The organism is Patescibacteria group bacterium (genome assembly GCA_035529375.1).
Taxonomy (GTDB): domain Bacteria; phylum Patescibacteriota; class Microgenomatia; order PFEM01; family JAHIFH01; genus DATKWU01.
In genome coordinates this window covers 36,435-56,975 of the sequence record DATKWU010000018.1, presented here as the reverse complement: position 1 = coordinate 56,975, position 20,541 = coordinate 36,435, and the positions used below count along the sequence as shown (strand labels likewise).

Here is a 20,541-nt window from a genome sequence, read left to right as displayed (position 1 = left end):
ATTAATAGTTGACAGCTTTGAATGATTTCCGTTTTAATAAAGCCAGTAAATCGCTCTCCTGCACAGAACAATAAGGCCCAAAAGATAATCAAGTCATTCTTAGAAAAAGAAAAGATTGACAATGTTGAAGTCAGTTTGATCTTTGTTAAAGGGCAAATAATGCGGCGATTGAATAGACAATATCGAGAGATTGATCAGGTGACCACGGTTTTGACTTTTTCCCAGCAGGAGAAAAATGAGGGGCAGGCTTTTCCAGAGTCCCCTAGAAAATTAAAGATTTTAGGCGATCTTGTTATTTGTTTAGAAGAAGCCGAAAAAAAAGGTTATTCTCTTGAAGAATTATTGGTTCATGGATTAAAGAATCTAATCAAAGCTAATGAAAGACAACAGAGTTTATTATCTCAAATATCGTCCTCAAAAAATCTCCGAACTTGATTTAACTGACGTCCGCGAAACTCTAACCAAAGTTTTGAAGTCCAAAAAAATTCCTCATGCCTTGCTTTTTTCTGGACCCAGGGGGATTGGGAAGACTTCAGCGGCCAGGGTCATGGCCAAAGCGATTAATTGTATTGGTAAGAAAAAAGATCACGAGCCCTGTAATCGTTGTCAAATTTGTCAGTCAATTACCGAAGGCCGGGCGATTGACTTAATTGAAATTGATGCTGCTTCGAATCGAGGGATTGATGATGTTCGGGAGTTGCGGGATAAAATTAAATTTTCTCCCAGCGAGTGTCGTTACAAGGTCTATATCGTTGATGAAGTTCATATGTTGACCAAAGAGGCTTTTAATGCCTTGTTGAAAACTTTAGAAGAACCGCCGGAACACGCGGTTTTTATTCTTTGTACGACCGCGCCAGAGAAATTACCGGACACGATTATTTCTCGTTGTCTCCGTTTAAATTTTAAGAAAGCGGTTGAGGATGAAATTTTTCGGTCCTTAGAGAGGGTCATCAAAGGAGAAAAACTTAAAGTAGAAAAAGGGGTTTTGGAGGAAATCGCTAAGTCAACTGATGGTAGTTTTCGGGATGCCCAAAAGATTCTTGACCAGTTGGCTATGGAAAAAAAGAAAATTAGTCTAGAGAAAACAAAGGAACTTTTAGGTAGAGTCGAAGCCACAGCGCCGGGTAAGTTATTACAACTTTTGGCTGAAAAAAATTTAAAAAGCTCTCTTTTAGAAATTGATCGGATTGTTTCTTTAGGGGCTGATTTGTCTCAATATTGCCGAGAAGTTTTGGACAAACTTCGTTTGGGTTTGTTATCCCAGGCTGGCTTAACTGAAATTAGTTCGCCTGAGGAAGTCAGGGGTTTTAATATTAGAGAATTAACTAGTCTAATTCGCCTTTTTTCTCAAGCGATTAATGACTTAAAAACTAATCCTATTCCTCAATTACCTTTAGAATTAGTGGTGGTCGAGTGGTTGGGAGATGAGCAGAAAGAAATCATTGGGGAAACAAAGAAAATTGAAGAACAACCAGTGATTAATAAACAGTCTAGTCGTCAGGATAGTGAATTGTTTAAGGAAATCGAAAATCATTGGCAAGAAGTTCTTGATAGTGTCAGGCCACTTAATCATTCGGTCGAAGCTCTTTTAAAAGCAAGTCGACCATCCAGCGTCCAGGGTAGTATTTTAATCCTCGAAGTCTTTTATAAATTTCATAAAGAAAGATTGGAAACAGATAAATGTCGGTCTGTGGTCGAAGAGGTGGTCAGTGAAGTGGCCAACAAACCACTTAAACTGCGTTGTGTTTTGGGTCAGAAAGAGGAAATAGTTAAAGAAGAAAAATCAGAACCAGATGTTTTCCAGGTGGCGGAAGAAATTTTTGGTACTCGGGCTAATTGACAAAGCTTTCTTAATTCGTTATTCTTTTCTCAATGGGAATTACTGATTCATTTCAACAAATGAGAGAGTTGAAGAAGATGCGCGATCAGGCGATGGCCATTCAACGGGAATTGGCGGCTGAAGAGATTGAGGTTGAGGATAAGGGTATTAAAGTGGTGATTACCGGTGATCAAAAAATCCAAACCGTTGAAATTAAGGGAGAAAAAAAAGACGATTTGATTGAAGTTTTAAACGAAGCGATTAAAAAGTCTCAAGAAGTGGCCGCCCAAAAACTACAGCAAATGGGTGGGGGACTAGGTGGTTTGTTAGGGAAGTAAAGAAAAGATTATTATTTTTTTGAATTTTATTCGCCTTTTTTTGGGCGAATTTTTTATGGGAAAAGTTTGAATAGGCGGCAGCGATTGTTGTGGTTTTCCCGGAGGAGGGAATCACAATGTTCGCTACCGCCTAGCTTTTTCTTCATCAGCTCTGTCTGAAGCTGATGAAGATCTGGGTTCGTGGAAACCTTTGTTTCCTGATATTCTCTATGGCTTCCATAATAGAACCCTCTGGCAGAGCTTTATCTCTGAAGATGGTTACCTCGATGACTCTCTCGTCTGTATTTCCGATCTTCAGAGTTGGCTCAAATGCTTGAGTCTCAACCGAAGCCTCTCCTTGGCTTTTTTTGATGATCTCATGCACTGCCTGGCTGATACTGTCCAGGGGCCTAGGCCCATGGATTTGGACGTAGATTTTTGCCATCATCTTCTCCCTTCATTTCCTTATGATGGTGTATCAGGCCAATTTGAAAGGCATTATAAGTGATTTTTATTCAACAGTCAATCTTATAGGATTATTTGGTTTCTTAGTTTATTTTGTTATAATTTCTCTGATGAATCTTCCCAAGCCAGTCCGAAAATTAATTGAGTCTTTTGAAAAATTACCAGGGATTGGGCCAAAGACAGCCCAGAGGTTAACTTTTTATCTATTTCATGTTCCTCAAAAACAGTTAGATGATTTTGCTGAGTCCTTAGAGACTTTGAAGAAAAACACGGTTCTTTGTTCAATTTGTTTGAATATTGCTGAAGTTGATCCTTGTCCCATTTGTTCTAGTCAGAATCGGGACAAGTCCCTTATTTGTGTAGTTGAACAGCCTTTGGATATTTTGGCTTTGGAAAAGACTGGTGAATACAAAGGCGTTTATCATGTTCTTCATGGCGCTATTTCACCTTTAAATAATATTGGTCCGGACGAACTCCATATCCGGGAATTATTGCCTCGTTTAAAAGATGGAGGAGTAAAAGAAGTGATTCTGGCCACCAATCCTAATATGGAAGGTGAGGCCACGGCCATGTATGTTGCCAAATTAATTGAACCTTTGGAAATTAAGGTGACTCGTTTAGCTCATGGTTTACCGGTTGGGGCTGATTTAGAGTACGCTGATGAGGTTACCTTATCTCGAGCGATTGAAGGTAGGAGAAAGTATTAAACTTTAGCTGCTGACCTTCGCCCAATCCTTAGGCATAAAGGGGGGAAGGTTTTCTGGCGCGTTCTTTAAGTCAACAGAAGAAAATGCTCCTGCCCTAAAATAAGCGGGCATAGAACTTGTTCTTTTTGTTCTTTCTCTTAAGCTTTCTTCAGTACCTACTTCTTTTTTAGTATCTTCTGTCATTTTTTCTCCTTTGTGAAAATTTTTAACTATTTTCAGATTAAGGATAGTTTTCATCTTTGTCAAGAGCCGTTTATTGAAGATCTGGAAGGTTTAGACTTTCTTCTAATTTGGTTTGGATTTTTATTTTAATAAAAGTAGGAAGGTTTTTGATGTCTGCTTCTGTACCACCTCTGAAGTGGCGACGAACGAAAGTGCAACCCTCAGGAAGGAAATCTAAAATTCTCAGACCGGTTTCTTCTTCATATTCTATTAAGGCCAAACGGTGTGCTTCGGTCATGTTGACGTGACGCTTATGGCCAGTAACTTCGTGAAACTGCCTTGGTCTTCGAGGTCCTTCATAGGGAGTCCGAATTGGCATTTCTGTTTCTTCGCCTCTTACCCATCTTTTTCTGGGGATATAAATATAAGTTGGTTCTCTTGGAGTTCTTTCTTCAGTTGGAATTCCTACTGAAGCTCTTTTTCTTTTTTTGCCAGAACTGGGGATTTCGACAGCAACGACTAAGTCACGATAAACTTCAGCCAGGATATTAGCTAAAACTGGTTCTTTTTTAACAATGATTTCCGGTGAAATAGCTGTCGCTCGATCAAGATCAACAATAACCAACGCTTCTCCTAGAGTGGTAACGGCTTTGGCCATAATCATATTACCTATTTGTTTAACGACTATTGTTTTAAGGTCACCAGCGTTTTGAAGGCGGACTTCAGCCCCTTCAGGCGAAACCGTGTATCTTTGGCGGTAGTAAGCTTCTTCTAAAAGTTCTTCAATTGATTTGGCTGGTTGAGGTAGATTAAGTTCCTTAAGGTCTTCTCTGGTAATAAAATGGTCAGGAACAAGCTCAATAGCTGATCTACCTAAACCTCGAAAAAAAGCGCTCATTTGAAGTACAATTGATTCCCAAGTAGATTCTTTTTCTTCTGGCGAATGGTTTTCGAGATTAATTTCCTTATACCAAAGACCATTCTTAGATCCAGCTAAAATCTGATCTTCATCACAAAGAAGAAGGTAGAGGTCAAAATTCCCCATGGTTACAATGCTAGCTATTTCAGGATAAAGATCTGATAAGACTGATACTCTTTCAGTAAAATCGTTAAGAAGTCGATATCTTCGCCTCCTTTTTATATGATCTGCAAGTTTATTTAAAAATTGAACTCTTTCTTGATGAAATCGTGGGAAAGCTCCCAGATCACTTTCGGAAGCTAAGTTCATGACATCACAAAAATCTTGGAGATACTCATAAACTTCTCCTTTAAGACCTCTTTCTAAACTTCTTGGCCAAGCAAACCTGTGAGGTAATTCCTTAAATTTCTTAAAAATCTCATAAGAGCTTACTAAAAGACGCTTGTCTACATCTCTGGAGGGTTGAGTTTCTCCTTGGTTATTTTGGTTAGGAATTTCTTGGGGTCCAAAATCAATATCTCTCATTTATCTAAAAAAACTGCCAACCAGGCAGCTTGATTTTATTATAGCAGTTCTAACAAGATTAAACTAATTTATGTTAGAATTAATTCAAGATGCCTAAATTTACTCGGGATTTGGCCAGACAAGCAGCTCAACAAGCAAGAGATTTAGGTGAAGAGATTCTTAAAGAAGGGCTGAAACAACCTGGTAAAATCTTAGAAACGGCGGCTAAACAAATAGGTATTTTACCAAAAGGCTGGGGTGAAAATTTAGAACCTTCCGTTTCTCAAGAAGTGATTAGAAAAAAGAAAACTGAATCTGAGAAAAAGCAAGAAAAAGAATTAGCTTTCTGGCGTCAAAGGAAAAGAGATTTGGCTAGTAGACCTAGAGAGGCTGTTATTTCTCAAGAGGAAATTGAAAAACAGGAAAAACAAAAAGAACTAATAGAGACAGCCAAAAAAGAAAAACCTTTACCGGAAACACCGAGTCGGACAGCGCGAGGTTCAGCCTTTTTACCTTTAAGGGTGAGAAAGAGCCAGGGAACCGGTGAGATTAAAGGGGGAATTTAAAATGAAAATTAAGCTTTACAACACTTTAAGTAAAAAGATTGAAGAATTTAAACCCTTGAAGTCGGACTTTGTCCGTCAGTATGACTGTGGACCAACGGTTTATTGGTATGCCCATATTGGCAATATGTGGCGTTATCTTATCTCTGATTTTTTGCGGAGAACTTTGGAATATAACGGTTATCAGGTCAAACAGGTGATGAATATTACTGATGTTGGTCATTTGACTGAAGACGATTTAGCCGCGGATACTGGCCTTGACAGGATGGAAGTAGCCGTTAAAAGAGAGAGGAAAACGCCTGAACAAATCGCTGTTTTTTACACCCAGGCTTTTTTTAAAGATACGGAGAGATTAAACCTTCTTCAACCTAATGTTGCGCCCAAAGCGACTGATCACATTAAGGAGATGATTGAGTTGGTTAAGAAACTGGAGAAAAAAGGTTATGCCTATTGGGCTGGGGATAAATATTTTGTTTATGATATTGCCAAGTTTAAAAATTACGGCCAGCTTTCTGGAAAGAAGTTAGATGAACTTCAATCAGGGGCGAGGTTGGAAGCCGTCCCTGGAAAAAAGAATCCTTTTGATTTTGCTTTATGGATTAAAGACCCAAAACATTTAATGCATTGGGATTCGCCCTGGGGAACAGGTTATCCTGGTTGGCATTTGGAGTGTTCAGCGATGTCCATGAAGTATTTAGGTCCGACTCTGGATATTCATACTGGGGGTGAAGATAATATTTTTCCTCATCATGAGAATGAAATTGCCCAATCAGAAGCAGCCACCGACAAGAAATTCGTTCGCTATTGGCTCCATATTCGTCATAACTTGGTTGGTGGGGTCAAGATGAGTAAATCTAAAGGCAATGTTTATTTAATTCAGGATTTAATTGATAAGGGTTATGACCCCTTAGCTTTTCGTTATTTGTGTTTGACAGTTCATTATCGGAAGAACTTTAATTTTACCTGGAAATCTTTGACTGGGGCGGAAAAAGCCCTTAATAAATTACGTCAGCAAATAGTGGCCTGGCCAGTTGGCAAAAAAACCATTCCTGAATTTGAAAAGAAATTTTTAGAAGCAATTAATCATGACTTAGAAATGCCCAGGGCTTTAGCCGTTGTCTGGGATTTGCTAAAATCAAACTATCCGGAGGCGGAGAAAAAAGCGACTCTGTTAAAATTTGATCAAGTTTTAGGTTTAGGCTTAGCTGATTATCGGTTAGCCAAACCGCCTAAAAAAGTGGAGGCTTTGGTTAAGAAAAGGGAAGCGTTAAGAAAAAAAGGAAAGTGGCAAGAGGCCGATAAGCTAAGGCAAGCAATCAAAAAACTAGGCTGGCAACTGGAAGATACCGCTAAAGGAATAAAGTTAAAACCAGTTTTATGAAAGTTTTATGAAAGAAAGAACCCTGCCCATCATCTTTCTCGTTTTCTTGGGCTTGGTCGTGATTAATTTAGTCGCTTTGGATGTTCTTTGGCTCCGTTTTCAAAAGCCTCAATCAGAGAAAGCTCTTTCGCCTTTAACTTCGGCGGAGACAGGTTCGTCTTTAGATGGTTCGGTGACCGCCGTCGTTGATACTTGTGGCCCAATTTGTCAACAACTAATTGGTCAGAAAGTGGCGGAATTGGGGGCGACTCTTTCTGGAAAAGAAACAACCACACCAACACCAGTGACTCCTTCTTCAACCAGCTCAACTTCTCAACCAACCGTCATTTATATTCCTTTAGGTGGTGGCGGCTCAACCACCAGTCGGGATTGGGCTGATGTCGTTAATGCCGAGATTTATTTGGATTTAAGTGATTATCCTAATCTTGACAAGGCTTACTTTGAGGCTTTTATCCGGGTCCAGCACGGCAATGGCCAGGCTTTTGCCAGGCTTTATGATGTCACCCACAATGTTGGCGTTCAGGGAAGCGAGGTTTCGGCTGTTAGTGAGAGTTTTGCTTTAGTGGAATCTGGTTCTTTAAGTTTTTGGCAGGGAAAGAATCTTTATCGAGTTCAGGTAAAATCTTTGACTGGCTATGAAGCCTTTTATGATTCTGGTAGAATAAAATTAATTTTGAAATAAATGAAGAATCTTTTAAAAGATAAGAAATTTTTAGTTAGTCTTAGTATTTTGTTTATTTTGATTATTCCAGCGATTTTGGTGGTTTTGAGCGCTACCTGGTTAGGTCAGAGTTGGATTCGACCAGTTGTTGAAGAAGAAGAATTGAGCGCAGTTTATGTTTCTCCTAGTGAGATTTCAAGAGATAAGGCTCAATACCAAGATAAATTTATAGTGATTCAAGGGAGGGTGACCGAAGGAGATATGGTTTGTGAAAGAAAAGAATGTCCGTCTGATGATCCCTGCTGTGGTTGTGAGCATAAAAGAGATTTGGTGGTTAGTAATTCAGGGACAACGGTTATCTCTCAGTCATCAGGCAATCTTCGCTTACTGGGGCCAAGCAAAGAATCATTTTGTCAGCGAATTAGTAATGCCTGTCGTTATGATTGTGGTGACTGGCAACCAGGTGAGGTTTATGAGTTAAGAGGCACTTTTAGAACCACACCACCACCTCCAGGATCGGGTTTAAGGATTTACTCTGATTCTTATTTTGAGGTTCAGGAAAAAAGATTGGTCAGGACTCTAGGAATTGTTGACCAGGTGAAATCTTTATTCCTTGATTTGAAAAACATTATCCAAAGTACCAGAACCAGCGGTTATTATATTCTTCATTAAAAATGGCTTTAGAGGTCGGGATGCACTTTTCGCCAACCCACAATTTGATTTTTACTTCAAAGTAGCTATTCCAAGAGCCAGAAAAGAAAGAGAAATTATCAAAAGGGATTATTTAGGGAGAATTATAGCTACCAAAGTTCCCCCGATAAGTTATAAATAATTTCTAGTGCTATAATCAAATTAGTTGATATGCAAGATCCAAAAATTCAAGCAAATAAGGAGTGGTGGGAGAAAATGGTGGCGGAAGATAATGGTTTTACTCGTCCTTGGTTGGATTTAGATCCAGATATAGTTAGACAGTATGCTGATGGCAAACTTAAAAATCCTCCTAAGCCTCTTGATCAGATGTTTCCAGTCAGTATCCTTACAAATGTAGAAGGTAAAGATATTTTATGTCTTGCATCAGGCGGTGGCCAGCAATCAGCAGTTTTTGGTCTACTAGGTGCTAATGTAACTGTAGTAGATATAGCTGAAGGACAGCTTGAAGGTGATAAAAGAGCTGCTGAACACTATGGTTACAGAATTAAAACGATCCAATCAGATATGGGTGATTTATCTATGCTAAAAAGTGATTCTTTTGACCTGGTGTTTCAAGCTCCATCAATGGCTTATGTTCCAGATGTAAGAAAAGTTTATTCCGAAGTTGCGCGGGTATTAAAATCAAAAGGTTTATATAGAATTGATGCCGAAAATCCTTTATCGCAATTTATTGAACACGACACTGCTTGGGATGGAAAAGGGTATCGGATAACTGTACCTTATTCTGTTAAAGAAAAAAAGAGAGAAGGTAAAGAGGTCACAGAATTTAGACATTATATGGAGGAGATATTTAATGGTCTTATTGAGAACAGATTTACAATAGAGCATGTTGAAGAATCACCAAGCTATAACGAGCTTTATGGTGATGGGCAACAGCCAGAGCCAGGAAGCTGGCTACACTTAGAGCTTTATATTCATGGAGCGTTTTTTATATTGGCGAGAAAGAAGTGATACAATAGCCCCATTATGTCATCACTCCAAGTCGGTATCGTCGGTCTTCCTAATAGTGGTAAATCGACTCTTTTTAATACTCTTCTTAAAAAGCAGGTGGCTAATGTGGCTTCTTATCCTTTTACTACCATTGAACCTAATATTGGAGTGGTAGAAGTACCTGATGAAAGATTAGCTAAATTAGCTCTTATTATCAAACCTGAAAAGGTGATTCCGGCGGTGGTCAAGTTTATTGATATTGCTGGTTTGGTTAAGAATGCTCATCAGGGTGAAGGTTTGGGTAATCAATTTTTGGCTAAAATTAGAGAAGTGGATGCTGTCGTTCATATTATTCGGGCTTTTAAAGATGACTCTGTTTCTCATTATTATGGTTCAATTGATCCTCAGAGAGATAAAGAGATAATTGATTTGGAATTGGAATTAGGGGAAATCAAAAAACCGACTCTTTATGTGATTAATGTTGATGATTTTGACAGTGATAATGGTAATGATTTGGTGATTAATGCCAAAACAGGTAAGGGGGTTAATGAGTTGATTAAAAAAACCTATGAACTTCTAGATCTAATTACCTTTTATACTGTTAAAGGGAATAAGGAGGTAACCGCCTGGTCTTTGAAAAAAGGTTTGACTGCTTTTGTGGCGGCCGAGAAGGTTCATACTGATATGGCTAAGGGTTTTATCAAGGCCGAAGTGGTTGGTTTTGCTGATTTGATAGCGGCTAGTAGCTGGTTAGGGGCTAAAAGCAAGGGTAAAGTGAGATTAGAGGGCAGGGATTATTTGGTTAAGGATGGCGATGTAATTGAATTTAAATTTAATGTTTAGTGGTTGTGAGAAGAAAGAATTTATGGTAAAATCTTGGGGAATTAAGGATAAAAAGTTATGCGTGATTACGAGTTAGTTTTAGTGATAGATCCAGGTTTATCTGGAGCTGATCGAAAAAAACAAGTCAATCAAGCCCAAAAGATTGTTGAAGACGCAAAAGGTAAGGTTAAGAAAAAAAGTGAGTGGGGGCAGATGGAATTGGCATACCCCATTAAGAAAAAAACCCTGGGGTATTATTTTTTATTGGAAATAGGTTTGCCTTCAGGTATTCTTAAAAAGATTAGGGATCAATTAATATTGAAAGACAAGATTATTCGTTACTTACTAGTCAAAAAGGAATGAGCGCTAAAGGAGGAATATGGCAGCTAGATCGCTCAATAAAGTTCAGTTAATTGGTAATTTAACTCGGGATCCCGAATTGCGGTACACCCCTCAAGGGACAGCCGTTTGTACCTTAGGGTTGGCGACTAATCGTTCTTGGGTGACCGAGGCCGGTGATCAAAAAGAAGATACTGAGTTCCACCGGATTGTTGCCTGGAACAAACTGGCTGAGATTTGTTCTCAGCTTTTATTTAAAGGCAGAAAGATCTATGTTGAAGGCCGATTAAAAACCAGGCAATGGACGGCTCAAGATGGCAATCCTCGTCAGACAACCGAGATTGTTATTGACGAGATGCTGATTCTTGATTCCAGGCAGGTGCCTGACGGGGGAGCAATAGAAGAGGCGGTGCCTGAAGAACCAGTCGAAATGAAAGAGGAAGTTTCTTCTGAGGAAGAAGCTGGTCCAGCTAAGGCTGAGAAAAAAGAACCGATCTCAAAGGCAACCAAGTCAGCCACTGATCAGCCAAAAACCAAAAAGGCTGATGAAAAGAAAAAAGAAGAAGAGGTCAAAGCCGAAGACATACCTTTCTAATTATTAATAATTAATAGAACTCTTAAAATCTTATGAGACCAAGATTAAAACGTCCCGTTAGGGGCTTAAAATGTTCTTTTTGCGAATCAGATGAAAAGCCTGATTATAAAGAGATCGAAATTCTAAAGAATTTTATAGATGATCGAGGTAGAATTATTCCTCGAATTCGTTCTGGTGTTTGTGCTAAACACCAGCGTCGTTTAGCCCAAGCGATTAAGAGAGCGAGGTATTTAGGTTTAATTCCTTTTACGACTCAGCCTTAAAGAAATGACTGCCCCAAAAGTTAGTCTAGAAAAAGTTACTGCTTCCGTCACTTTACCTCTTCTTTCTGGGGTTGATTTAAAAGTTTCTAAAGACCAAAAAGTTAAAGAAGGACAGCAAATCGCTGAAAGAAAAGCTTCTTTTCAGACCAAGAGCTATCATCTCCATAAATTAATTAGCGTCTCGCCAGAAAAAACAATGAAGTGTTTGGTAAAAAAACTGGGAGAAGAGGTCAAACAGGGAGAATTAGTTGCCCAAAAACAGAGCTTATTAGGTAAGGGTGAAAAATTTATGGCACCTTTAGATGGGATTTTAGATTCTTTGACTGAGGACGGGGTTTTGAGGATAAAAAAAGAGATGGTTGAAGAAAAACTGAAAGCCCCTTTTGACAGTAGGATCAGTGCTCTTTCCCCAGATTCGGTGGGTTTGTCTTTTGCGGCTTTAGAGATCAAGGGAACCTGGGGAAAGGGTGGCAAAGCGACTGGCTATTCAATGGTGATTGATGATGAGGATTATGATTTATTTTCTCTTGACACCTCCTGTCGACAACAGATTATGGCTTTTCAAGGAAAATTGCCAAAAGGCTTATGGTACAAGGGCACCAGTTTAGGTCTAGCTGGCTTTATTGTTGGCGGTTTTGTTGAAAAATCTTTAATTAAGGAAATTGAAGAAGAAGATGATGTTTTGCCAATAGTAATTTTAGGAGAAAACGATAAAATTAATGAGGAAATTTGGAAAGAATTAAAAGGCATTAATGGTAAGATGATTTTAATTGATGGTCAGCAAAAGCGAGTTTTAATTCCTAAATAATAAAATGAGATTAAGACTAAATTTAAAACAAATTAGATTAATTATTTTTATCATTGCTTTGGTTCTTTTGGCGGGGGGAATAGGTTATCGATTAGGCGGCCAAGGATTAACAATCAACTTCGGTGGGCCAAGGCGAATTAGCATTGATCGAACCGGACCGGTTGATAAAAGTCTTGATTTCTCTTTATTCTGGACGGCTTGGGATCGAGTCTTTGCTTCTTATTTAGATAAAAACGTCCTTCAGCCTCAGGCGATGATTTACGGAGCGATCAGGGGCATGGTTAATTCTTTAGACGATCCTTACACGGTTTTTCTTTCTCCAGATGAAAATAAAGAAGCTAAAGGAAGTCTGAATGGGACTTTTGAGGGGGTTGGTATTCAGCTTGGCTATCTTGATGAACAATTGGCGGTGATTGCGCCTTTAGCTGGGATGCCAGCGGAAAAGGCGGGAGTGAAAGCCGGCGATTTGATTCTTAAGATTGACGACAAAGAGACAATTGATATGAGTTTGCCTGAAGCGGTCAATCTTATTAGAGGACCTGAAGGAACAAAAATCAGATTGACCCTCATTCATCAAGGAGAGATGGAGCCTTATGAAGTTTCGATTGTCCGGGAGACAATTGTTGTTCCCAGTATTGAAATAGAATTTGTTGATGGTGGTTGCCTACCTAAAGGATCTTGTTTGCTGGCTCATTTGAAATTAATGAGATTTGGTGATCGGACCAATGAAGAGTGGGATCAGGCGGTTGGTAATATTTTAGAAAAACCTGATGTTAAGGGAATTATTCTTGATCTGCGCAACAATCCGGGTGGTTATTTAAGCGGTTCGGTTTTTATTACTTCAGAGTTTCTTAAGTCCGGGGTGGTGGTTTTACAAGAAGCGGCTAGTGGTCATCAAGAGACTTATTCAGTTAATCGCGCCGGTAGACTTTTAAATCAGCCTTTAGCGGTTTTGGTTAATCAGGGGAGCGCTTCGGCTTCAGAGATTGTGGCTGGGGCTCTTCAAGAATCTAATCGGGCTCAAGTGGTGGGTGAGAAAACCTTTGGCAAGGGCACCATCCAGGAAGCCGAAGATTTGCCCGGAGGCTCGGGTTTACATATCACCACCGCCCGGTGGCTTTTACCTTCAGGTAAATCTATTGACAAACAAGGAATTACTCCCAATAATCAGCTAGCAGATGATCCGGAGACCGAAATTGATGAACAACTCCAAAAAGCAATTGAACTCTTGGTCGATTAGAAAAATCCTGATCGGCTTAGCCATTGCCATTATTATTGTTGCTTCAGTTTTAGGTGGGGCGATTTCTGACCGCCTTTTTGGTTACAAAATTCTTGATCGTTTCTTTCCTCGAGAAGCAGGACAATTAGGACCCTTGATTACCCGCCAGCGGATTTTGACTGAAGAATCAGTCGTCATTGATGTAGCTGAAAAAGTCAGCCCTTCGGTGGTGACCGTGCGGATAGCCATTGAAGAAAGTCTTATCAGTCCTTTTGGGGTTGAACTGACACCCTTTGGTTTTACTTTACCCCAGAACCAAGGCGAACCAAAAAAAGTTGAACAAGATATTGGTAGTGGCTTTATTATCTCTCAAGAAGGGTTAATTGTGACCAACAAACATGTGGTCAGTAATTTACAAGCAGAATACAAAGTAATCACTAATAATGACCAAGCTTATAATGTTCAGAAAATTTACCGGGATCCGGTTAATGATTTGGCGATTTTGAAAATTGAAGCCAAGGGTTTGACGCCAATAGAAATGGGTGATTCGGATCAGTTAAAGGTCGGTCAATTTGTGGTTGCCATTGGGACGGCTCTGGGTGAATTTCGCCATACGGTGACCACTGGAGTTGTTTCTGGTTTGGGTAGAGGAATCACGGCCGGTTCGCCTTATGAAGGCTATGTTGAGCAACTAGATAACGTTATCCAAACTGATGCTGCCATTAATCCTGGCAATTCTGGAGGGCCACTTTTGAACTCCGCTGGCCAAGTGATTGGCATCAATGTGGCGGTTGGGGCTGGTGAAAACATTGGTTTTGCTATTCCGATTAATGTTATTAAAGAAGCGATTGACAATTTTAACCAAACTGGTCAGTTTGCTCGTCCTTTTCTAGGAGTTCGTTATCAGATGATTGATCAGGATTTGGCTTTGATGAATGAAGTTCCTCAAGGTGCCTATGTAGTTGAAGTGGTGGCTGATTCAGCCGCCGCTAAAGCCGGGATTGAAACTGGAGACATTATTACTGATTTTGATGGTCAACCAGTCAGAGAAGAAGAAGGAGGTTTGGCCAAATTAATTAATTCGAAAAAGATTGGTGATCAAGTTAATCTAAAGATTTGGCGGAATAGAGAAGAGAGTGATTTAAAGGTTACCTTGGAAGAATCTAATCAATAAGAGTCTTTACTTTTTAAAACCACCAATAATTTTTCTCAGATCTCCATCAAGGATGGCTTCGAGATTATGAAAGCCTTTTTTCAAGCGATGATCGGTGACTCGATTCTGGGGGAAATTGTAGGTTCTTATCTTTTCAGAACGTTCGCCTCGACCAATCGCTTCTCTCCTCAAATCACCTAATTGGTTTTGTTTCTTGGCCTGTTCTTTTTCCCAAAGCCTGGCTCTTAAAAGATCCAGGGCAATTTTTCGATTTTGTTCTTGAAATCTTTCTTGCTCGCAGGTAACCACAATCCCTGAAGGTTTGTGGATCAATCTTACTGCCGAGGAGACTTTTTGGACATTCTGGCCACCTTGGGTTGAAGCACGGTAAAATTGCCAGCCTAAATCTTGGGGATTAATTTTGATCTGGTTTTCGCTAATTTCTGGCAAAATAGCCACAGTGGCGGTTGAAGTATGGATTCGGCCGTGTCTTTCTGTTGTTGGGATTCTTTGGACTCGATGAACACCAGCCTCTTTTTTCAAGAGTTCGTAAGCATTTTTCCCTTTTATTCTTAAAACTCGTTGACCTAGAGTTTTAATTTGCCAGTTTTGTTTTTCGGCAAAGCGAAGATACATCCGTAAAAGGTCATCAGCCCAAATTTTAGCCTCATTACCACCAGCGGCACCGCGAATTTCAATGATGGCAATATCTTGATTCATCAGAATTTAGCCTTTCTTTTGGAGCATTTCTTTTAGGGTTTTGGGGCGTTCCTCTTTTTCTTCTTGGGTCTTCTTTTTCTTCTTCCAATCTTGAGTTTGGGCGGCTTTTTGTTTAGCTTGAAATTTTTCGACTCGTCCTTGAGTATCAATATATCTCATTTCACCCGTAAAAAAGGGATGACAAGCTGAACAAATTTCCACCCGAATTTCCGGTTTGGTTGAGCCGGTCGTAAAAGTGTGACCGCAGGTACAAGTCACTTTTGCCTCTGGATACCATTTAGGATGATTTGATTTCATAAGGGAATTTTAACAAATTTAGCTTAATTTATCTAGAAGCTGTTTCAAATTTACTTCTTCTTGAGATTTAGCTTTCATATCCCGAAGGGTGAATATTTTTTTCTTGATTTCTTCGGGACCAAGAATAATCACATAAGGGATGCCTTTTCTATCAGCGTATTTAAGCTGCTTATCTAGTTTTGTTTCCGGATCAAGATAGAGTTCGGTTTTAATCTTGGCCTGTCTTAATTTATTGGCTAATTCAGTTGAATTCTTTAATGATTCAGAATTAAAGACGGTTACCAGGACTTTGGTAGATGTAGAAGTAAGTTCAGGCATAAGGTTTTTTTCTTTAATGACATCACAGATACGATCCAGACCAATGGTGGTGCCGGTGGCAGGAATGTCAGGTCCACCAAGATTAGAAATAAGTTTGTCATAGCGACCACCACCAGTAATTGAGCCTATTTTTGGTTCTTCAACAATAGTTTCAAAAACAGGACCAGTATAATAATCAAGTCCTCTCACCAGAGTGGGATCAAATTGATAAAATTTTTCATCAACTTTTAGTTGTTTTAGATAATCAAAGAGTTGCTGAAGGTTTTTATCCGGTTTAGCTGATTTAATCAAAGCAAGAAGTTTTTCTGATTCTTGATCGGAAAGACCTTTTTCTTTAAGTTCTTTTTTGGTTTTAATTATCCCTATTTTTTCTAATTTATCAATCGTTCTTAAGAGGGATAATTGTCTACTCTCTGTTTTTATCTTTAAGTCTGACATCAATTTTAAGAGAACCTGGCGACTGTTAATTTTGATAATAAATTTTTTGAAATTTAGTTTTTTTAGACATTTATAAATAATGGCAATAATCTCGGCGTCGGCTAGGGGAGAAGTCAGACCAAAGGAGTCAATATCACACTGAAGGACTTCGCGGTATCTGCCTTTTTGAGGCTTTTCGGCCCGCCAAATCCTTTGGATTTGATAGCGTTTAAAAGGCAGACCAATTTCTTGAGAGTAGAGAGCCAGGATTTTTGAAGCGGGGACAGTTAAATCATAAATAAGGCCAATATCACGTTTGCCTTGGTCTTTAAAGGTATAAATAAGTTTATCGGCTTCTTCGCCATATTTGCCTAGAAGGGTTTCCGCATATTCTAATGAGGGTGTTTCCAGAGGTTCGTAACCATAAGACTCAAACACCTCTCTTAGGGTGTCAATGACTTTTTGGCGAATAACCATCTCTTTCGGTAAAAAATCCCGAAAGCCTTTTAAGGTTTGAGTTTTATTTTTAGCCATCTTTATTTGATCATAACATTTTTAATAATGACTGACAATTTGGGTGACTGACGGGATTCGAACCCGCAACCTACTGTTCCACAAACAGTCGCTCTACCCTTGAGCTACAGCCACCAAAAAACCAGCCGTTAGCTGGTTTCGTTTATTTTTCTTTACTTTAATTAATTAAATCATCTTTTCTCTTCCATTACAAAACCAACCAACGATTATTCGCGGTTTTGGCAATGATGGTGAAGAGATAAAGATGTCATCTCGGACATATTTTATTATTTAGGGATTTATTTGTCAAGTTTATTTTTCTTCGGGGGTTGAGGTTTCTGAAGGAGTTTAATTGGTGACAACCCGAATCAAATCAGCCGTAACCATCTTTTCGCCATTTTCTCCAGGGATACCCACCACTACCAAACGGTCATCTTCTTCGATATCGCTGAAGCTAATTTTTTCGATTTCTTCATCAATTTTCTTAGTGATTGTTGTCTGACTGCCAATTTCAATCATATAAATATTTTCATTTTTAGGATGTTTGATGGTCAGAACTTTTTCTTCTTGAGAGATATCGGTAACCACACCGAAAACGACTTCGGTTTCTGGTGTTTGGAATTCTTCGATAACAATAATTCTTTTGCTATTAAGAGTTGTTTGACTTTCAGTGTAACCCAGGGCAATTATTTTACTACCGACTGAGAGATCTTCTAATTCGATTTCGTCTCTATCTGGATTAATGATAACAGTTTCATCATCGATTTTAACTTGGGCGTCACCTGATTCTATTTCTATGGTTAGGGTTGAATTGGCGATTGATTTTAAAGTACCAACCAAAGCGCCTTTTTTCTCTTCATCAGCCGCTTGAAGAACATTTTCAATTCTTTCTTGAACTTGTTCTTTGATTCTTTCATCATCAGGTGAGGGAATTGGGGAAGAAAGAGCATCTTCATCTTCTTGAGCCAAAGCCCCAACTGAAAAAAGACTAAAAGATAGAAAGATTGATAAAAGTAAAATGGGTTTTTTCATTATATTTTATTATATACTTTATATTTCCGCGGTTGAATAGACGACAGTTAAACTTTCAGTCGCCTCGTCACCTTCATCATTAAAAGCAGAGATTTTAATTTGATTATCACCACCACTAAGAGAAATTTCGGTGGAAAAACTACCATCTTCATCAGCTTCTAGTAATTTTTCTCCTTCAGGATAAGTGATAGCGACAATGGCTTGAGGAATTGTTTGTCCAGAAACTTCAATTAACTCCTGGTCACTGATAGTATTATTTTTAGGAGAAATAATGGTTAACTCTAGAGTTGGAGTTGGCGTTGGTTTAATTTCAACTTCTTCTTCAGCTGGTGCGGTTGTTGTTGGTGCCGTTTCTTTAAGGGCTTTGTTTGCCGTCCAGATGCCAAAGGTAATAATTAAACCCAAACCAAAACCGATAATAATTGCAATGAGGACTTCTTTTCTCATTTAAAGTGGCAGATAAAGTGACTATAGACCAAAATTATCCCCTTGTCAAGGCACTAGTTTTGTGTTAGATTTTTTCTTGATGGAAATTACTTATCTGGGTCATTCATCCTTCCGGATTAAAGGTAAAAAGAACATTGTTGTCACTGATCCCTATGGAGATGAGGTTGGTTTTAAAATACCTCGAGTGACCGCAGATATTATTACTGTTTCCCATCAGCATCATGATCATAATAATATCACGGCGATTAAGGGAACGACTAAAAGAGAAGATCCTTTTATTGTTGATGGGCCAGGAGAATACGAGGTTGGTGATGTGTCTATCTTTGGTATTGCCAGTTATCATAACAAGTCTAGTGGAAGAAAAAGAGGCGAGAATACAATTTATTTAATTAGTCTTGATGGTTTACGTTTAGCCCATCTAGGTGATTTGGGCCAGAAATTAAATGAAGCCCAATTAGAACAACTTAATGGCGTTGATATTTTGTTTATTCCGGTTGGTGGGACTTTCACTATCGATGATAATGAAGCGATTGAGGTTATTAGTCAAATCGAGCCCCAGATTATTATTCCGATGCACTATCTTGCACCAGGGATGAAAAAAGATTTTGGTGTTAAGATTACGGTTAACGACTTTCTTAAAGCGATTGGTGAAGAGGGAAACAAAACTAAGGACAGATTAATTGTTTCTAAAGATAAACTGCTTCCAGAAAGAGAAATAGTGGTTTTAAAGAGAAAATCTTAAACGACTATTAGTTATTATGGCTGAAGAGATCCGTATTCCACCTCACAGTGAAGAAGCTGAAGCCTGTATTTTAGGCTCTATTTTGATTGATAAAGATGCGATTGTCACAGTGGCTGAGTTTTTGCGCCCCGAACATTTTTACAAAAAAGCTAATGGCTTGATTTACGAAGCAGTTCTTCACTTATATGAGTTGAGAGAGCCAATTGACATTGTCACTCTTAAAGAACGTTTAAAAAAAGATAAGAATTTGGAAAAAATAGGTGGTTCAGCTTACCTGACTAGTTTGGTTAATGCCGTGCCAACCGCCGCCCACATTGAACAATATGGACGGATGGTTAAAGATGATTTCACTAAAAGAGAATTAATCTCCGCCGCTTCAAAGGTGACAGAATCAGCTTTTGATGAGGGCCAAGAAGCGACGGCTGTTTTGGATACAGCCGAACAGTTAATTTTTGCCTTGTCCCAAAAACATCTGCGTCAAGTTTTCCAACCGATTAAGGAAGCCTTGGCTGAATCTTTTGATCGTTTGGATGAGCTTCATAAAAGAGCTGGGGGTTTGAGAGGGGTGCCAACTGGTTTTAAAGATATTGATAACACTTTGGCTGGTTTACAGCCTTCTAACTTGATTATTCTGGCTGCCAGGCCAGGCATTGGTAAAACCGCTTTGGCTTTAAATATTGCCCAGAATGTTAGCGTTAAAGAGAAGTTAACAATCGGTTTTTTCTCTTTAGAGATGAGTAGTGAAGAATTGGTTGATCGGGCTTTGGTAGTTCAGGCGGATATTGATGCTTGGCGAATGAAAACAGGACGCTTAGATGAAGAAGATTTTACAAAATTATCAGAGGCGATGGGAGTTTTGGCTGAAGCCCCCCTTTATATTGATGACACGCCAGCTTTATCGGTTTTGGAGATGAGAACTAAGGCGAGGCGATTGATGGCCGAACATGGTTTGGAATTAATTGTTGTTGATTATCTTCAGTTAATGAGGAGTTCGAGTCGGCGGGAGAGCCGAGTCCAAGAAGTTTCGGAAATTTCTCAAGGTTTAAAAAATTTGGCTAGGGAATTAAAAGTACCGGTTTTAGCAGTTTCTCAGTTATCAAGAGCGGTTGAACAACGAGGTAGTCCACGGCCGCAATTAGCTGATTTGAGAGAATCGGGCGCCATTGAGCAGGATGCGGATGTGGTGATGTTTATTTGGCGGGAAGATGATGAAGATGTCGAGAGTATTGAATTGGAAGTCGCCAAACATCGTAATGGGCCTTTACGTCGAATGAAACTTCGTTTCCGAGGTGAAAGAATCAGGTTCTATGGGATGGAAACTAAGAGAGAAGAGGAATAGTTAATTTAATTCAGAAAAGAGGTGATAATTATGGGTAATCCTAGAGAAAGAGGTCAATCTTTAGAAATCCCTTGTGAGGTTACTTCTTTAAATTCTTTGAGGTTTGGTAATGTTTTGGTTCCAGTAGTAGTAGTGGGTCTTGGCGAGCCAGCTCTTCCTTGAGTCCCAAAAGAACACTTGACGATTGAGGAGCAGGGAGCAGATGAGGTTTGTGAGAAGGGTTTAAGAGTATCAATGAAAGCGGAGGTTATCAATGATGAAGGCGAGACTTTGTTATTGAGATGTGGCGATGATCAATATTTAGTTTGGACTTTTAGGGTAAACAAGAACTTACTAGAAAAGAAATTAGCCGAGAGAAAGAGATAGCTTCAAATTTAA

Annotated in this window: 27 protein-coding genes and 1 tRNA gene; 19 read left to right on the top strand and 9 right to left on the bottom strand. The window is 39.1% G+C overall.

What is annotated here, in order from left to right:
• Positions 1-21 precede the first annotated feature (21 nt).
• From ybeY to VMY36_04310, 3 genes are read left to right on the top strand one after another with little or no spacing between them, the layout of a single operon-like run.
• A complete protein-coding gene (ybeY, locus tag VMY36_04320) occupies positions 22-435 on the top strand; it encodes an rRNA maturation RNase YbeY (protein HUV43094.1) in 414 nt (137 codons plus the stop codon).
• Positions 377-1,840 (top strand): DNA polymerase III subunit gamma/tau, encoded by a 1,464-nt coding sequence (dnaX, locus tag VMY36_04315; GenBank protein HUV43093.1) that lies wholly within the window; start codon positions 377-379, stop codon positions 1,838-1,840. Before ybeY ends, dnaX begins: the two co-directional genes overlap by 59 nt.
• 32 nt (positions 1,841-1,872) lie before the next feature.
• Positions 1,873-2,157, top strand: a complete 285-nt coding sequence (locus VMY36_04310; GenBank protein ID HUV43092.1) for a YbaB/EbfC family nucleoid-associated protein — start codon at positions 1,873-1,875, stop codon at positions 2,155-2,157.
• A gap of 145 nt (positions 2,158-2,302) precedes the next feature.
• On the opposite strand, the gene VMY36_04305 is transcribed toward VMY36_04310, so the two are convergent.
• Positions 2,303-2,584, bottom strand: a complete 282-nt coding sequence (locus VMY36_04305) for a hypothetical protein (protein ID HUV43091.1) — start codon at positions 2,582-2,584, stop codon at positions 2,303-2,305.
• Positions 2,585-2,711: 127 nt separating this feature from the next.
• On the opposite strand from VMY36_04305, the gene recR reads away from it, so the two are divergent.
• The gene (recR, locus tag VMY36_04300) at positions 2,712-3,308 is read left to right on the top strand and encodes a recombination mediator RecR (GenBank protein HUV43090.1); all 597 of its coding nucleotides are present in this window, start codon (positions 2,712-2,714) and stop codon (positions 3,306-3,308) included.
• 3 nt (positions 3,309-3,311) lie between these two features.
• Here recR and VMY36_04295 read toward each other — a convergent pair whose 3' ends face one another.
• Positions 3,312-3,491: a hypothetical protein gene (locus tag VMY36_04295; GenBank protein HUV43089.1), complete on the bottom strand. Its 180-nt coding sequence runs from the start codon at positions 3,489-3,491 to the stop codon at positions 3,312-3,314.
• 70 nt (positions 3,492-3,561) lie between these two features.
• Positions 3,562-4,914: a hypothetical protein gene (locus tag VMY36_04290; GenBank protein ID HUV43088.1), complete on the bottom strand. Its 1,353-nt coding sequence runs from the start codon at positions 4,912-4,914 to the stop codon at positions 3,562-3,564.
• An 89-nt stretch (positions 4,915-5,003) separates the two neighbouring features.
• Here VMY36_04290 and VMY36_04285 point away from each other — a divergent pair, with 89 nt between their 5' ends.
• The 12 genes from VMY36_04285 to VMY36_04230 all read left to right on the top strand — a co-directional run bounded on the left by VMY36_04285 (position 5,004) and on the right by VMY36_04230 (position 14,359).
• Complete coding sequence (locus tag VMY36_04285; GenBank protein HUV43087.1) at positions 5,004-5,459, top strand: hypothetical protein; 456 nt, start codon at positions 5,004-5,006, stop codon at positions 5,457-5,459.
• A gap of 1 nt (position 5,460) precedes the next feature.
• Positions 5,461-6,837: a cysteine--tRNA ligase gene (gene cysS, locus VMY36_04280; protein ID HUV43086.1), complete on the top strand. Its 1,377-nt coding sequence runs from the start codon at positions 5,461-5,463 to the stop codon at positions 6,835-6,837.
• Positions 6,838-6,844: 7 nt separating this feature from the next.
• Positions 6,845-7,519: a hypothetical protein gene (locus VMY36_04275; protein ID HUV43085.1), complete on the top strand. Its 675-nt coding sequence runs from the start codon at positions 6,845-6,847 to the stop codon at positions 7,517-7,519.
• Positions 7,520-8,170 (top strand): hypothetical protein, encoded by a 651-nt coding sequence (locus VMY36_04270; GenBank protein ID HUV43084.1) that lies wholly within the window; start codon positions 7,520-7,522, stop codon positions 8,168-8,170.
• 189 nt (positions 8,171-8,359) lie between these two features.
• Positions 8,360-9,160, top strand: coding sequence for a class I SAM-dependent methyltransferase (locus VMY36_04265; GenBank protein HUV43083.1), 801 nt, complete (start codon positions 8,360-8,362; stop codon positions 9,158-9,160).
• 15 nt (positions 9,161-9,175) lie between these two features.
• Positions 9,176-9,982, top strand: a complete 807-nt coding sequence (locus tag VMY36_04260; protein ID HUV43082.1) for a DUF933 domain-containing protein — start codon at positions 9,176-9,178, stop codon at positions 9,980-9,982.
• Between the two features lie 57 nt (positions 9,983-10,039).
• A complete protein-coding gene (gene rpsF, locus VMY36_04255) occupies positions 10,040-10,324 on the top strand; it encodes a 30S ribosomal protein S6 (GenBank protein ID HUV43081.1) in 285 nt (94 codons plus the stop codon).
• Between the two features lie 16 nt (positions 10,325-10,340).
• Positions 10,341-10,895: a single-stranded DNA-binding protein gene (locus VMY36_04250; GenBank protein ID HUV43080.1), complete on the top strand. Its 555-nt coding sequence runs from the start codon at positions 10,341-10,343 to the stop codon at positions 10,893-10,895.
• A gap of 32 nt (positions 10,896-10,927) precedes the next feature.
• The gene (gene rpsR, locus VMY36_04245) at positions 10,928-11,158 is read left to right on the top strand and encodes a 30S ribosomal protein S18 (protein ID HUV43079.1); all 231 of its coding nucleotides are present in this window, start codon (positions 10,928-10,930) and stop codon (positions 11,156-11,158) included.
• A 4-nt stretch (positions 11,159-11,162) separates the two neighbouring features.
• Positions 11,163-11,966 (top strand): hypothetical protein, encoded by an 804-nt coding sequence (locus tag VMY36_04240; GenBank protein HUV43078.1) that lies wholly within the window; start codon positions 11,163-11,165, stop codon positions 11,964-11,966.
• Positions 11,967-11,970: 4 nt separating this feature from the next.
• Positions 11,971-13,206, top strand: a complete 1,236-nt coding sequence (locus VMY36_04235; protein HUV43077.1) for a S41 family peptidase — start codon at positions 11,971-11,973, stop codon at positions 13,204-13,206.
• On the top strand, positions 13,166-14,359 hold the full coding sequence (locus VMY36_04230) for a trypsin-like peptidase domain-containing protein (GenBank protein HUV43076.1): 1,194 nt from the start codon (positions 13,166-13,168) through the stop codon (positions 14,357-14,359). The genes VMY36_04235 and VMY36_04230 overlap by 41 nt, the downstream gene beginning before the upstream one ends.
• 6 nt (positions 14,360-14,365) lie before the next feature.
• Here the strand turns inward: VMY36_04230 and VMY36_04225 are convergent, their stop codons facing one another.
• From VMY36_04225 to VMY36_04200, 6 genes are all read right to left on the bottom strand, one after another.
• Positions 14,366-15,058 carry a peptide chain release factor-like protein gene (locus VMY36_04225; protein HUV43075.1) on the bottom strand — a complete coding sequence of 231 codons (693 nt, stop codon included), beginning with the start codon at positions 15,056-15,058 and terminating at the stop codon, positions 14,366-14,368.
• A 6-nt stretch (positions 15,059-15,064) separates the two neighbouring features.
• Positions 15,065-15,355 (bottom strand): 50S ribosomal protein L31, encoded by a 291-nt coding sequence (gene rpmE, locus VMY36_04220; protein ID HUV43074.1) that lies wholly within the window; start codon positions 15,353-15,355, stop codon positions 15,065-15,067.
• 18 nt (positions 15,356-15,373) lie between these two features.
• Positions 15,374-16,624, bottom strand: coding sequence for a histidine--tRNA ligase (gene hisS / locus VMY36_04215; protein HUV43073.1), 1,251 nt, complete (start codon positions 16,622-16,624; stop codon positions 15,374-15,376).
• 42 nt (positions 16,625-16,666) lie between these two features.
• A tRNA-His gene (locus VMY36_04210) sits at positions 16,667-16,738 on the bottom strand.
• 213 nt (positions 16,739-16,951) lie between these two features.
• The gene (locus tag VMY36_04205; GenBank protein HUV43072.1) at positions 16,952-17,635 is read right to left on the bottom strand and encodes a hypothetical protein; all 684 of its coding nucleotides are present in this window, start codon (positions 17,633-17,635) and stop codon (positions 16,952-16,954) included.
• 18 nt (positions 17,636-17,653) lie between these two features.
• Positions 17,654-18,082 carry a hypothetical protein gene (locus VMY36_04200; GenBank protein HUV43071.1) on the bottom strand — a complete coding sequence of 143 codons (429 nt, stop codon included), beginning with the start codon at positions 18,080-18,082 and terminating at the stop codon, positions 17,654-17,656.
• Between the two features lie 79 nt (positions 18,083-18,161).
• Between VMY36_04200 and VMY36_04195 the strand changes: the two genes are divergently transcribed.
• From VMY36_04195 to VMY36_04185, 3 genes are all read left to right on the top strand, one after another.
• Entirely contained in the window at positions 18,162-18,824 is a 663-nt protein-coding gene (locus tag VMY36_04195) for an MBL fold metallo-hydrolase (protein HUV43070.1), read from the top strand.
• Between the two features lie 16 nt (positions 18,825-18,840).
• On the top strand, positions 18,841-20,163 hold the full coding sequence (dnaB, locus tag VMY36_04190) for a replicative DNA helicase (protein ID HUV43069.1): 1,323 nt from the start codon (positions 18,841-18,843) through the stop codon (positions 20,161-20,163).
• 234 nt (positions 20,164-20,397) lie between these two features.
• Complete coding sequence (locus VMY36_04185; GenBank protein ID HUV43068.1) at positions 20,398-20,529, top strand: hypothetical protein; 132 nt, start codon at positions 20,398-20,400, stop codon at positions 20,527-20,529.
• Positions 20,530-20,541: the final 12 nt, after the last annotated feature.

Coding starts and splice junctions, on each gene's coding strand:
- VMY36_04185 (HUV43068.1), top strand. CDS start 20,398: ATGAAAGCGGAGGTTATCAATGATGAAGGCGAGACTTTGTTATTGAGA.
- VMY36_04240 (HUV43078.1), top strand. CDS start 11,163: ATGACTGCCCCAAAAGTTAGTCTAGAAAAAGTTACTGCTTCCGTCACT.
- VMY36_04290 (HUV43088.1), bottom strand. CDS start 4,914: ATGAGAGATATTGATTTTGGACCCCAAGAAATTCCTAACCAAAATAAC.
- VMY36_04225 (HUV43075.1), bottom strand. CDS start 15,058: ATGAATCAAGATATTGCCATCATTGAAATTCGCGGTGCCGCTGGTGGT.
- VMY36_04230 (HUV43076.1), top strand. CDS start 13,166: ATGAACAACTCCAAAAAGCAATTGAACTCTTGGTCGATTAGAAAAATC.
- VMY36_04285 (HUV43087.1), top strand. CDS start 5,004: ATGCCTAAATTTACTCGGGATTTGGCCAGACAAGCAGCTCAACAAGCA.
- ybeY (HUV43094.1), top strand. CDS start 22: ATGATTTCCGTTTTAATAAAGCCAGTAAATCGCTCTCCTGCACAGAAC.
- dnaX (HUV43093.1), top strand. CDS start 377: ATGAAAGACAACAGAGTTTATTATCTCAAATATCGTCCTCAAAAAATC.
- VMY36_04195 (HUV43070.1), top strand. CDS start 18,162: ATGGAAATTACTTATCTGGGTCATTCATCCTTCCGGATTAAAGGTAAA.
- VMY36_04260 (HUV43082.1), top strand. CDS start 9,176: ATGTCATCACTCCAAGTCGGTATCGTCGGTCTTCCTAATAGTGGTAAA.
- VMY36_04200 (HUV43071.1), bottom strand. CDS start 18,082: ATGAGAAAAGAAGTCCTCATTGCAATTATTATCGGTTTTGGTTTGGGT.
- VMY36_04305 (HUV43091.1), bottom strand. CDS start 2,584: ATGATGGCAAAAATCTACGTCCAAATCCATGGGCCTAGGCCCCTGGAC.
- cysS (HUV43086.1), top strand. CDS start 5,461: ATGAAAATTAAGCTTTACAACACTTTAAGTAAAAAGATTGAAGAATTT.
- hisS (HUV43073.1), bottom strand. CDS start 16,624: ATGGCTAAAAATAAAACTCAAACCTTAAAAGGCTTTCGGGATTTTTTA.
- dnaB (HUV43069.1), top strand. CDS start 18,841: ATGGCTGAAGAGATCCGTATTCCACCTCACAGTGAAGAAGCTGAAGCC.
- recR (HUV43090.1), top strand. CDS start 2,712: ATGAATCTTCCCAAGCCAGTCCGAAAATTAATTGAGTCTTTTGAAAAA.
- VMY36_04250 (HUV43080.1), top strand. CDS start 10,341: ATGGCAGCTAGATCGCTCAATAAAGTTCAGTTAATTGGTAATTTAACT.
- VMY36_04235 (HUV43077.1), top strand. CDS start 11,971: ATGAGATTAAGACTAAATTTAAAACAAATTAGATTAATTATTTTTATC.
- VMY36_04205 (HUV43072.1), bottom strand. CDS start 17,635: ATGAAAAAACCCATTTTACTTTTATCAATCTTTCTATCTTTTAGTCTT.
- VMY36_04295 (HUV43089.1), bottom strand. CDS start 3,491: ATGACAGAAGATACTAAAAAAGAAGTAGGTACTGAAGAAAGCTTAAGA.
- rpmE (HUV43074.1), bottom strand. CDS start 15,355: ATGAAATCAAATCATCCTAAATGGTATCCAGAGGCAAAAGTGACTTGT.
- rpsF (HUV43081.1), top strand. CDS start 10,040: ATGCGTGATTACGAGTTAGTTTTAGTGATAGATCCAGGTTTATCTGGA.
- VMY36_04310 (HUV43092.1), top strand. CDS start 1,873: ATGGGAATTACTGATTCATTTCAACAAATGAGAGAGTTGAAGAAGATG.
- VMY36_04275 (HUV43085.1), top strand. CDS start 6,845: ATGAAAGAAAGAACCCTGCCCATCATCTTTCTCGTTTTCTTGGGCTTG.
- rpsR (HUV43079.1), top strand. CDS start 10,928: ATGAGACCAAGATTAAAACGTCCCGTTAGGGGCTTAAAATGTTCTTTT.
- VMY36_04270 (HUV43084.1), top strand. CDS start 7,520: ATGAAGAATCTTTTAAAAGATAAGAAATTTTTAGTTAGTCTTAGTATT.
- VMY36_04265 (HUV43083.1), top strand. CDS start 8,360: ATGCAAGATCCAAAAATTCAAGCAAATAAGGAGTGGTGGGAGAAAATG.